The organism is Pseudomonas rhizosphaerae (assembly GCF_000761155.1).
Taxonomy (GTDB): Bacteria; Pseudomonadota; Gammaproteobacteria; order Pseudomonadales; family Pseudomonadaceae; genus Aquipseudomonas; species Aquipseudomonas rhizosphaerae.
Genome location: NZ_CP009533.1, coordinates 1,787,700 through 1,800,240, shown reverse-complemented (window position 1 = coordinate 1,800,240; position 12,541 = coordinate 1,787,700). Strand labels below are relative to the sequence as shown.

The window sequence follows — 12,541 nt, the reverse complement described above, 5'->3', positions numbered from 1 at the left end:
AGTCAAACAGTTATGCCAATAGCCAGAGCAACCCTCATGCCAAACCAAAAACCCTTGTAAATCAACAAGGAAACCGTGTAGAACAGTCTTTCTGACCGAGTCCTTTGGACACAAAAAATGGCAAAAGAAGTCATTACGACCCACCAAGCCAGGGCCCTCCAGGCATTGCTACCGCTGCTGGGTGACCTGACTGCAGAAGTTTCTTCCGAGCTGCGCTACTACCGGGTGCTCGATGCCCTGCAGCAACTGGTACCGGCCGATGCCATGGCCTTGCTGCGGGTGGATCATGGCGAACTGATTCCTGTCGCTGCCTACGGTCTGGCCGAAGACGCCATGGCCCGCCGCTACCCTGTGGTACGCCACCCGCGCCTGAAGGCGATCGTCGAAGCAAAAGGCCCCGTGCTGTTCCCGCCGAACTGTGACCTGCCAGACCCCTATGACGGTTTGATCGGCTCGAGCGCATTGCCCGTGCATGACTGCATGGGCTGTGCATTGCGGATCAACGAGCAGATCTGGGGCGTGCTGACCCTCGACGCATTGACCGTCGGCCAGTTTTCCGAACGCGATCTGCAGACCATCGAGACCTTCGCCACGTTCGCGGCCGCTACGGTGGTGGCGGCGTCTCGCTTCGATGACCTGTTGCAGACCGTGGCCGGTGAACGCAAGCGGGCCGAAGCGTATCGACTCGCCGCCCATCGGCCCAAGCCTGCGATGATCGGCAACAGTGAACGCTTCAGGCAGCTCCTGTCGGAGGTCGATCTGGTGGCGCCCAGTGATCTCACCGTGCTGATCACCGGCGAGACGGGCGTGGGCAAGGAGCTGGTCGCACAACGGCTGCATGACGGCTCGGCTCGGGCCGACAAGCCCTTCATCACGGTCAATTGCGCCGCGTTGCCGGAACACCTGGTGGAAAGCGAGCTGTTCGGGCACGTCAAGGGAGCTTTTTCCGGGGCCATCGAGAATCGCCTGGGCAAGTTCGAACTGGCTACCTCGGGAACGCTCTTCCTCGACGAGATCGGTGAACTGCCCCTGGTCGTACAGGCCAGCCTCCTGAGAGTGCTGCAGGGCGGCCAGCTGCAACGGGTCGGGTCGGACAAGCTCCACGTGGTCGACATTCGCCTGATCGCCGCCACCAACCGCAACCTCGCCGACGAAGTGCGGCAGGGGCGGTTTCGGGCCGACCTGTATCATCGTCTGAGCGTCTACCCGCTGCGGGTGCCGGCACTACGGGAACGTCGCGAAGACATCATGCTGCTGGCCGGGGCGTTTGCCGAACACAACCGTTGGCGCATCGGCGTGCCTTCGTTGCGATTCTCGGAGAACGCCCGTCGCGCCCTGATCGGATATGCCTGGCCCGGCAATATTCGCGAGCTGGAACACCTGATGGCGAGGGCCGCACTCAAGGCAAACAAACGCACGACGTCCTCCCTGGCCAAACAGGTGCTGACCCTGGAGTCGGAGGACCTGGACTTTCTCGAAGCCACCACGGACCATAGCTCCACGGCAACCCCTCTCCCGCACTCTGCAGACTCGGCGCCGCCCGTGGATTTCCGCAGCGCCGTCGACGCCTACAAGCGGCAGCTGCTCAGCGACGCCCTTGCACGCCACGACGGCAATGCCGCAGCCGCCGCCCGCAGCCTGGGGCTGGACCGGGCCAACCTGATGCGCCTGGCGGCCCGGCTGGACACTACGCCCGGCCGGTAGCTGATCATGGGCGGGCAAACAGGAGCTTCAGGCCCGCCCCGGCAAACACCGCCGCCAGCGTACCCTCGATCCAGCGGCGCGCCTTTTGATAGGCGCGAACCATCGGCACCGTGGAAAACACCACCGCGTAGCCGCCGAAAATAGTCACGCTGAGTACGGCGCAACCGGCCAGGATAATGGCAACCGTCGAGGTGGTAGCGCCTGGCCCCAGACCCAGGGTCATCGTCGCGATCCAGCTCAGGATCGCCTTCGGGTTGGTAAGGTGCATCAACAGGCCACGTCGATAGAGTTTCCATTCGGATACCTTCGGCACCGCTGACAGCTCACTGGCAAAGCGTTCGTTGGAGGTCAGCGCCGAGCGGCAGGCCTTGCTGGCAAGGAACAACAGATAGGCGCCGCCTATTACCTTCAACACGAAGAGCGCCTCGGCGTACTGGACGATCACCGCAGACACACCTGTCGCGGCCATGGTGCCCCAAAAGAACGACCCGCTGATGACACCCGCCGCCAGCATCAACGCCGGTCGCCTGCCCTGGTGCATCGCCACGCTCATGATGCGCATGTTGCTGGGCCCTGGGCTGGCGGCGCCAATGATGTAGGTCACGAACACCAAAAGCAGCAGGTGGAGATCGAATGACATTGAAGGACTCCACTAAAGGCGGGTGCAGGTTATCTGATTGGATACCCTATAGTAGCGTCGGTCTGGGAAGTAAACCCAGTCGCAACATTCAGTACCAGGGAGTTCATGCATGTTCACAGGTCTCAGTGCGTTTCCATTGACTCCGCTGCGCGACGGCAAGGTGGACGAGAAAGCCTTCGCGGGTCTGGTCGAGAACCTGGAGTCGGCCAAGGTCGACTCCATCGGTGCCCTGGGATCGACAGGCAGCTATGCGTATCTGAACCAGGAGGAGCGGCGCCTCGCGGCTCGGCTCGCCGTTCAAGTGGCCGGGGCGGTGCCGGTCATCGTCGGGATTGGTTCGATCGCTACCCGAGACGTGCTGTTGCTGGCCGATGACGCCCAGGCCGCAGGTGCTTCGGCGCTGTTGCTGCCGCCGGTGAGTTATCAGACGCTGGGCGCGGACGAAGTATTCGACCTCTACGAAACGGTCGCACACCGAGTGTCGGTGCCGTTGGTGGTGTACGACAACCCTGGCACCACGCACTTCCAGTTCACCGACGAGCTGCACGGGCGCATTGCAGCTTTGCCCAACATCGCTTCGATCAAAATCCCCGCCGTGGTAATCGACCCTGCGCAGGCATCGGCTCGGATAGCGGGCTTGAGGGCGATCATTCCCGACCACGTCAGCATCGGCATCAGTGGCGATGCCTGCGCGGTGACCGGACTCAATGCGGGATGTGATGTGTGGTACTCCGTGGTCGGCGGGCTGTTCCCGCACACCGCGCAGGCGCTTGTCCGCGCAACGCACTTGGGAGACCCTGATCAAGCCATCCAGGCGTCAACACGGCTCGAGCCGTTATGGGCGATGTTCCGCCAATACGGCAGTCTGAGAGTTGTCGCTACCGCAGCGCAGATCATGGGCCACACTGCGGCAGACTGCTTGCCGCTGCCCCTCAAGAAACTCGACAGGCAAGCCAGAGAGCAAGTCGAGCAGATACTGGAAACGCTTCGGCTGGCATGAGACCGACTGCGGGCCCAAGTCAGTGGCGGTCGACCGCCAACTGGACGTCGCTCGGCGCCTGGAGTTTGTAGCCCATGCTGTGCACGGTGTGCAGCAAGGGCACCTCGAAGGCTTTGTCGATCGTTCGGCGCAGCATATAGATGCCGGTTCGCAGGCTGTCGGAATCGGGCGCTTCCTCGCCCCACAGCGCCCGTTCCAGCTCGCGGCGCTTCACGATGGCGGGACTCTTGCGCATCAGCAGCTCCAGCAAGACCAGCGTGGTGGGGTTGAGCTTGAGTAACCTGCCCGCCCGCCTCACTTCCAACGAATCCAGATCGAAGCTCAGGTCATGGACCTCGAGCACGTTTTTTCTCATCCCGGCCGATCGCCGACTCACCGTCTCGACACGGGCAAACAGCTCGGACAAGGCGAACGGCTTGATGATGTAGTCGTCGGCGCCGACGCGAAATCCGGTCAACCGGTCTTCCAGTTCGTCGCGATTATGACCACAACAACGGCCGAGAAAAATGCGATAGCGCGAGGGGCGAGATTGAGGCGTCTGATGATCATGCAGGATTCCATTGCGATCAGATGTTGATGCCATCCGTCATCGACGTGCGGCACTAACACTTGAGCCAGCGAGTGTGAGGTGAATGCGAAGACGACCTTTGCCGACGGGATAGGGTAATGCACGCGCGCCTGATGGTTAGATTACGAACGAGGTCAGAGGAGCAGCAATCCCCTGGTTCAAAAGCATCGGCGTCATCTCGGTTGGTCCCGAACTGGACAGCGGATTTGAAATATCCCCGCCTTGAGGGCCTCCGAAGCTCGCCATCGCATTGACGAGAATTTCAACTCGTAAGGTATCACTTGGATAGTCACCTACCGATATCTCCTGAGCTCGACTGGCTACACTTTGATTCCAACCTGCGAAAGCAACAGGGTCGGATATACCCATGACCTCCGAGGTCTCGAGCCTGTCGCCAATCCAAATGCGTTGCTTCCCCGAATCATGGTGAGGCTCAATTCCCTGGCCACCAAGCCTTACCTCATCATCAGACTCGCTCATTATCGAAGCAACCATCGGCCCACCCAGGATCAAGTCGCTGCCTGGACTTTCGTCAGTCCAGTGATCAAGAGGATTCATCACCACCATTGACTCGATCTGTGCGGGCATATATTCAACACCTTCGATAGTAATAGAAGCTAGAGAGCCGCCTTGGAAGTAATAACCAAGGACCGTAACGCTCTGATCCACACCGTCACCTATTCGTATAATAAGATCCTCAAAAGAGCGCTGAAATAAAATCGAGTCGAGCAAGATACGTTTATCCAGGATCAATCTATCAGCGCCCCCAGTGCCTGCGGCAATTTTGTCATGACCTCCACCTGACTCATAAATATACGTGTCGTCGCCACGATCACCCGATAGATAGTCGTCACCTGTTCCGCCGTTGAGAATATCGTCTCCCGCAGCGCCATGAAGGACATCGTCACCGGCCAGCCCGAGGATCAGATCATTACTGGAAAGACCATGAAGCCAATCTGACTGCTCGCTTCCGGAAATCGTGTTGGATATAGGGAAGGTTGATAGCAAATGATCGGGCGAATAGTGTAAAGCCTGGTGTCCATCGGTTAGAGTAATTGCGTACCGTATATCACCTTGCGTGAAGACCGACCGAAACGTAAGCGTGTCTTGCCTGGTGTCACCAAAGTACAATACCAAGTCTGCGTCAGAACGCTCAAGCGCGTAGCTTGAAAAATCACCAATGGGCAATTGTACGTTTACTTGGCTGAAACCGCCGCACTCCAGAACATCGTGGTCAGATCCGCGGCCGAAAAATACGGTATTATTCCCTTCGCCAAAAACGATAGTGTCATTTCCTTTACCACCATCGAATAAATTATCACCTCCGTTATCGGCAAGGTGATCATTACCTTCGTCCCCGAAGAGCTGATCATCACCGGCATCGCCATAAATCTCGTCGTCACCCGAGCCACCATGAAGAACATCATTCCCTCCACCTCCAAGTATCAAATCATTTCCATCTTCTCCATCCAATACGTTATCCCTATGATCACCACGAAGGTCATCAGCGATTTCAGTCCCTGCCCATACCGCCGCATGGATGTTTTCGCGATTCCAAGACAACCCATTAGAAAATTCAATGCTACTGATCGATTCCGGCGAGCCATCATGAACAATAAAATAAGATTCTACACGTATGGATTGAGAGGAATCATTTGCGAGCTGAATCACCAAGTCGTGCATGGATCGATAAAGATTGATATCTGAAGGCGCTATGTCAGGCCCGAATTTCACCACATTGATAGCGCCAGTTGATTCCCTGATGATATCTCCCCCCCATCCGCGCGAAAAGTAGTAGGTATCCATACCTCGTCCCCCCGACAGCGTATCGTTTCCCGATCCACCTATTAACAAGTCATCGCCATGGCCACCGAAGATGAGGTCATCGCCATCTCCACCAATAAGTATGTCATTGCCAAATTCCCCGGAGAGCTCATCGTCCCCAGCGCCTCCATTCAGGAAATCGTTGCCTACACCACCGGCGACATTATCATCACCCTCTTCTCCAAAAAGGATATCTCTGCCTGCCCCACCCTTAATTCTATCATTTCCATCCCCGCCACCAACGATGTCGTCTCCAAAGCCACTGTGCACATGGTCAGCTCCATTTCCCGCCAATATAAAGTCAGACCGATCGCGTGAACCTGCCAGTTGGTGGCGACCAATCACTCCATCCAGATCATGGCTGTACATAGCCGTAAGCCGAGCAAGTTGTTGCGGCGACAAGGCACGGGCAGTGGGTATTATCATACTTGCCCACTCGTCAGTTTTCAGTTCACGAGTGAGTTCGATAGCATCAGCTACGGCCTGCAGCGGATTTGTTTGCACCAGTGCCTCAAGAGAGTGTGTTATTTCTCCATACCGTTCGACCGGAGCACCATTTTCAATGACGAACCTTCTCTTGCCAGCATAAGCAGAAAGTCTTGTTTGCAAATTAAGACCATTATGCACCGATGCTCTGAGTGCAGTGTAAGCTCTTTCTATCTGAGTTATCTGCTGTGGTTGAACGTCGAGGTCTCGTTCCGTAACATATATTTTATCTGGGGCCGAGTCGATGGACGATACATGGGGTCCTGTTTCACTATCCACCTCCCCGCCCGTCATAGAATGCAATGAAAACAGATCAAAATTTTCAGGATCAAACGTGAAATGTTCAACACCTGTAAAAGCCTCGAGTATTCCAATCTTTCGTAACAGCTCCGCTTTCGATAGGTCCTCAGGGGAGGGCAAAATGGAAGCCACATTCGATTCGGACGCTCGCAAACCTGCATGCCAAGAGTACTGGAACTCCACGGCGTGCTGGTCACGTGACAAGGAGCCGATCCGTTCCTTAAAGTTCTTCCCAGTGCTGGTTTCACTCCAGGAGATCAACAGGTCATCGAGCAGTGCAAATTGAGCCAATCTCGTAGGAGCCTTGGCATAAGCCGCGAGCGCTGTTTTCAGTTTACCGCTTAGCATTGCGGATTCGCGCAAACTTCTTAACGAGCCGGAGCCATTCATATCAGGAAGTCTTGCGGCAACAGCATCGAGTGCAATGGGACTTTGAGGGTCCTGAAAGAACGTATTCTTGACGAAATTGACACCCTCAATGCTTCTTTCAACGGTCGCACCAGCAACCGTCGACTGATAACTACCGACATCCGAAATTACATTACCATTATCGACATAACTCACAGCCTGATGAGTCAGGCTGATCGAGGTTATAGCGTGCTCGCTCAGACTTTTGAGCTCCGCGCTTTGTGACAGGCCGTCTTGGTTCAGATCCTGCCATATTTTAACATATTCGAAATCAGCGTCTCTGGCATCGAAAACCAAATCCTCATTGGTATCGAAATCAGCGAGCGCTTCAAAACCATTACTGGCTTTCTGTCCTGACGAAAGTACCATGTCGACACCAAACAGCTCACTGCCGTTATTAATGACACCGTCCCGGTTTTTATCAATGACTAAAAGGCCGTCGTCGCTGAGTACCCACCCTGATCCAGTTCTTATGCCATCCCCGTCATGGTCAAACATGATCCCGACATCTGCAGACACTGTTTCAACTCCATCACCGTCAAGATCGAGGACAAGAGGATCGATAACCTGCCGCGCATTGATGAAATCAGTATAGACATCGAAGTCTATGGACTCGCGCGGAGCAAACACGTGAGTGAGCGTACTCCACACACTGTCAAAACTGATCATGTGGCCCAACCAGGTGCTGGATTCCAACACGTTACTACCAGTGTCATAGCTGTGGTACATCAAGCCCATCGTTTCAAAGGCAAGCTCCAGCTCTTTATCGGCATGCCCTGCAGACTCCAACACTTTTTCCCAATACGCTTCAATTTCTGACGAGTCGTTGATTATTTTGAAGATACTGTCCAGCGTCCAGGCTTGGATAGGCAGGCCGTTAGCTTCGAAAACATTTGTATGAAACCGAGAGGCCTCTTTAGCAGTTACATCGCGCCCGACGGAGGCATCATCACCCACTGCTAATGAAGATAGAGTATTTAGATAGCCGTGAGCCATATCCCAACGAACTTTATCAACATCTGCTTCGGTTAGCACTTTTCCATGGCTTTTAGCGACAGACTTCATATACGATATTGCGGCCTCACCGGAAAGTGAATTCCCCAGCGCAACCCCATTAGCTAAGCGCGCATAGTTAAAGCCTTTATCGGCAAGGTAGCCGTACATCTTACTAACTCCTTCGGTCACAAGTATTTTACTCGCGACATCTAGCTCGGCTCGCTTGACTGACTGAACCATTTACCTCTCCCTGTTTTTGATGCTACCAACTAACGTTTCGGCTTCATTCAGAAGCTCTTTCCATTTTGAAATCGAATGATAACTAAACTCAACATTTACTTCAGTGGCGTCGCCCACCGACTTGACACAAAGTAAGCATCTTGTTCGAAACTTGCTCGAATGAAACCTACAGATGATGTATAACGGATCACCTTCATTAGCCGCGTTAGACCAGTAGATTTCTGCTAGGCTTGTTTTGTAGACCGGATCCACGCCGGAGTATTTCTGAAGGCCAAATGCCTCTTCCGTACCGTATGCTTCGCCCTGACCCGTTCTAAGATGTGGCATGTATCGTTGTAGTGTTCCGGTAAAGTCTAAACTGCTGGTTGCGGGGTTCAACCTCACCATATGTATCGAAACATGGCGCCGATCCGGATCGTTATAGACAGTGCGTCTTCCAGCAGCTTCCATGCCCGGATAATAGACTTCCAGCACAATGGACTTGAAGGACCCCGTACAGTCTTTTGTGCCGTGCTTGGGACGAGGCACCCACGAATCCCCCTCCAGCTCGGGTGGGAAAAACGTGTATTTCATATCGATTACAACAGTGTCTTTACCCCAGAGCCCGCACCACACACCGGCAGCTCTTGCGGAATCTATCTCACCTAGCACAGCAGCCATAACGAAAAATATGTATACGAGAGTTTTCATGACTCACCCCGATCACTTGTAGCGTAAAATTCTGCAAACGCTAGCCCCTTCGCCATTTAACGCAGGCAACAGGATCTTAAGCTCTACAAGCAACGCCCTTTAGCCCGTTCGATAACAAGCATAGCGGGCCAAACACCTGAACGGCCGCTGATAATATTATCGGGATATGTCCAACATGAAGGCGCAACGCCATCCGGCAATAAGAAAAGTGCAAGCCTGTGACATGACGAAGTTACGCCAATTTCAAACCCGGTCATCTTCCATACCCTCCATCATTTATACATCCAAAAAAACAGCTCACACTTATACGCCAACGCAACCAATTCATACTTATTGACCAATCCGTTCGCCTGATCCCTCCACCTACTGCATAGATAGAACCTAGTCGATTGGATATCCGCAGCCTCATAGATCCCGAGAATTAGTAGCCGCGTACGTATCACCTCGCGAACTATTTAAGCGATGGTGAAGTGACTGGTCGTGGCGTCGTATTGGATAGGTGCAGTCAGGTGGGGCTAGCAGGCGACTATAGATGCGTACCACAACCCATCCACCACCACCTTATGCTCTGGCAAACAGAAGCCTCAGGCCCGCGCCGGGAAACACCGCCGCCAGCGTACCCTCGATCCAGCAGCGGGGTTGTTGATAGGCGCGAACCATCGACACCGTGGAAAACACCACCGCGTGGCCGCCGAAAATAGTCACGCTGAGTACGGCGCAACCGGCCAGGATGATGGCGACCGTTGAGGTGGTAGCGCCTGGCCCCAGACCCATGGTCATCGTCGCGATCCAGCTCAGGATCGCCTTCGGGTTGGTAAGGTGCATCAACAAGCCACGCCGATAGAGCTTCCACCCGGATACCTTCGGCACCGATGACAGCGCACCGGCAAAGCGTTCGTTGGAAGTCAGCGCCAGGCGTCAACACGGCTCGAGCCGTTATGGGCGATGTTCCGCCAATACGGCAGTCTGAGAGTGGTCGCTACTGCAGCGCAGATCATGGGCCATACTGCGGCGGACTGCTTGCCGCTGCCCCTCAAGGGACTCAACAGGCAAGCCAGAGAGCAAGTCGAGCAGATCCTGGAAACGCTTCGGCTGGCATGAGACCGAATGCGGGCCCAAGTCAGTGGCGGTCGACCGCCAACTGGACGTCGCTCGGCGCCTGGAGTTTGTAGCCCATGCTGTGCACGGTGTGCAGCAAGGGCACCTCGAAGGCTTTGTCGATCGTTCGGCGCAGCATATAGATGCCGGTTCGCAGGCTGTCGGAATCGGGCGCTTCCTCGCCCCACAGCGCCCGTTCCAGCTCGCGGCGCTTCACGATGGCGGGACTCTTGCGCATCAGCAGCTCCAGCAAGACCAGCGTGGTGGGGTTGAGCTTGAGTAACCTGCCCGCCCGCCTCACTTCCAGCGAATCCAGATCGAAGCTCAGGTCATGGACCTCGAGCACGTTTTTTCTCATCCCGGCCGATCGCCGACTCACCGTCTCGACACGGGCAAACAGCTCGGACAAGGCGAAGGGCTTGATGATGTAGTCGTCGGCGCCGACGCGAAATCCGGTCAACCGGTCTTCCAGTTCGTCGCGGGCAGTGAGCATCAGAATGGGCGTGTGCCGCCTGGAGACCGAGCGCAGCTTGTGACAGACCTGGTTGCCGTCCATGCCGGGAAGCATCACATCGAGAATGATGGCGTCATAACTACCCGTCATCGCCAGGTGAAGCCCGGTCACGCCATCCAGCGCGCCGGTTACTTCGCAGCCTTTGAGCACGAAGTATTCCGAGACGTTGGCGAGGATGTCAGCATGATCTTCGATGACCAGTATGCGCATGGAAGTCTCTTTGTTATTCAAGGCAGGAGAACGAAAAACGACTGACCACTCAACGCTCGACTGGCATTTGTTTCGTGGCCACAAGCGCATTGCCGTTCACCCCCTTGCAGCCGGCGAACATATCCAGCGCGCTGTTGTAGACACGCGTCTGAACATTCAGCAAGCCTAGCATCGAGTGAAAGAGGTTGTCCTGGCTGAGCGGGGCATTGCGTGTGCGCTGCAGGCAGCGACTGTCGACGGCGAGCGCACGTTGGTAACTGTCGGAAAACCATACCAGCAGCGGGACGTGCTTCTGCTGGTCGGGTGCCAACATGTAAGGCGTACCGTGCAGGAACACGTTGTACTCCCCAAGCGACTCGCCGTGGTCGGAGAGGTAGATCATCGCGCTGGCCACGTGGTCCTGGTTGTTGCGCAGGGTATCGATGAGCCGCGCCAGAACGTGATCGGTGTACCGCACGGTATTGTCGTAGGCATTGACGATACTCTCCCGGCTGCAGGCATCCAGGGCGTTGCTTTTGCACACTGGGGTAAAGTGTTCGAAGGCTTGCGGGTAGCGCTTGTAATACTCGGGGCCGTGACTGCCCATCTGGTGCAATACCAGAACAGTGTCCTTGCTCATATGATCGATGAACGCCTGCAAACCCTGCAGCAGGATTTCGTCCCTGCACTCGCTGTCCGCGCACAGTGTCGGATCTTTTTCATGGCTGACATCCAGCAACGTGACCCGGTCGCAGGTGCCCTTGCAGCCGGACTGGTTGTCCCACCACACCACGTCCAGGCCGGCACGCTTGAGCACGTCCAGCAACCCTTCCTGGTTTTTCGCGATGGCCGCCTTGTACTGCTTGCGGCCCATGTTGGAGAACATGCAGGGCACGGAAACGGCCGTTTCGGTGCCGCAAGAGTGAACGTCGGTGAACGACACCAGCCCCTGCTCTGCGGTCAGTTGCGGCGTGGTATCGCGCCCATAACCGAGGACACCGAAGTTCTCGGCGCGCGCACTTTCGCCTACTACCAATACCGTCAGGGATTTGCTGGCGTGGTTGCTCACGTTGACGGCACGTACCGCATCCTCACCCAGCGGCACGAAAGGATGCTGGGCAGTCGAAACCTGCTCTCGTGCATAGCCGATCGAAGCGCCGATGTAATTGCTTGGCACCACCATCAGGCGCAACTCGTGGTGATTGCGCAACAGCGATGACAGGCCCTGGTAGTCCAGCAGCGCAACCGTGGCGATGATGCCGGCGCAACCGGTGCCGATCAGCAGCTTGCTCAGCACTTCGCGATGCGGCCTGCGGTAGACAATGGGCGTCTTCCACACCAACGCACAGGGCAGCACGCCCAACCCAAGGATGTACACCCACAGCAGGGGCGACAACAAGCCCTCTACTTCGGTGACATTGGTTTCAACCAGATTGCGGAACATGCCCGCGTCGACCACGATTCCGTACTGCCCCATGAAGTAGGCGACACAGGCGCTGACCAGAAACAGCACCATCAACAGGGGTTTCAGTAGTTTGGGAAACGCGAGCATCGTCAGCACGAAGTTGAATACGCACAACAGCAGCACGGCGAACGCCCAGGCGAGTTGCGTACTGGCGCCCTCACCACCGGTGATGGACGCCAGGTGTGTCCAAAGCGGTGTATTGAAGCCGACCAACAGAAACAGGCTGGCAGCCAGTGTCACGAATTCCGGGCGAACAGGTTTTATCTTGAACATGCGGGTCTACTGTCAGGCAGATAGGCGGGCCGTGCGCAATGCGCCGGGTATCGACAGCGCGGACTCTAGACGCGAATAACTCAAACTTTCGTGAAAGATTTGCGAGGAAAAGCTTGCTCGAAAAAACCGCAAACCACGCCTCTGAG

8 protein-coding genes and 1 pseudogene are annotated in these 12,541 nt (G+C 55.9%); 2 read left to right on the top strand and 7 right to left on the bottom strand.

The genetic code is table 11. The annotated features are described in order from the left end of the window. Positions 1 to 117: 117 nt before the first annotated feature. The gene (gene norR, locus LT40_RS08115) at positions 118 to 1,704 is read left to right on the top strand and encodes a nitric oxide reductase transcriptional regulator NorR (RefSeq protein ID WP_043188661.1); all 1,587 of its coding nucleotides are present in this window, start codon (positions 118 to 120) and stop codon (positions 1,702 to 1,704) included. A gap of 4 nt (positions 1,705 to 1,708) precedes the next feature. On the opposite strand, the gene LT40_RS08110 is transcribed toward norR, so the two are convergent. After that, positions 1,709 to 2,344, bottom strand: coding sequence for a LysE family translocator (locus tag LT40_RS08110; RefSeq protein ID WP_043188657.1), 636 nt, complete (start codon positions 2,342 to 2,344; stop codon positions 1,709 to 1,711). 109 nt (positions 2,345 to 2,453) lie between these two features. On the opposite strand from LT40_RS08110, the gene LT40_RS08105 reads away from it, so the two are divergent. Beyond that, positions 2,454 to 3,344, top strand: coding sequence for a dihydrodipicolinate synthase family protein (locus tag LT40_RS08105; RefSeq protein ID WP_043188653.1), 891 nt, complete (start codon positions 2,454 to 2,456; stop codon positions 3,342 to 3,344). Positions 3,345 to 3,363: 19 nt separating this feature from the next. On the opposite strand, the pseudogene LT40_RS08100 reads toward LT40_RS08105, so the two are convergent. The 6 genes and pseudogenes from LT40_RS08100 to LT40_RS08080 form a co-directional block, all read right to left on the bottom strand. Continuing rightward, positions 3,364 to 3,822: pseudogene (locus LT40_RS08100) on the bottom strand (response regulator transcription factor); the annotation flags it as partial. Between the two features lie 207 nt (positions 3,823 to 4,029). Then, entirely contained in the window at positions 4,030 to 8,094 is a 4,065-nt protein-coding gene (locus tag LT40_RS21920; RefSeq protein WP_158497439.1) for a calcium-binding protein, read from the bottom strand. Positions 8,095 to 8,166: 72 nt separating this feature from the next. After that, on the bottom strand, positions 8,167 to 8,856 hold the full coding sequence (locus LT40_RS21565; protein WP_148308534.1) for a hypothetical protein: 690 nt from the start codon (positions 8,854 to 8,856) through the stop codon (positions 8,167 to 8,169). Between the two features lie 561 nt (positions 8,857 to 9,417). Beyond that, positions 9,418 to 9,726 (bottom strand): LysE family translocator, encoded by a 309-nt coding sequence (locus tag LT40_RS08090; RefSeq protein WP_272945808.1) that lies wholly within the window; start codon positions 9,724 to 9,726, stop codon positions 9,418 to 9,420. A 250-nt stretch (positions 9,727 to 9,976) separates the two neighbouring features. Beyond that, positions 9,977 to 10,678, bottom strand: a complete 702-nt coding sequence (locus tag LT40_RS08085) for a response regulator transcription factor (protein WP_043188645.1) — start codon at positions 10,676 to 10,678, stop codon at positions 9,977 to 9,979. Between the two features lie 49 nt (positions 10,679 to 10,727). Then, positions 10,728 to 12,395 (bottom strand): phosphoethanolamine transferase, encoded by a 1,668-nt coding sequence (locus tag LT40_RS08080; protein ID WP_043188641.1) that lies wholly within the window; start codon positions 12,393 to 12,395, stop codon positions 10,728 to 10,730. Positions 12,396 to 12,541: the final 146 nt, after the last annotated feature.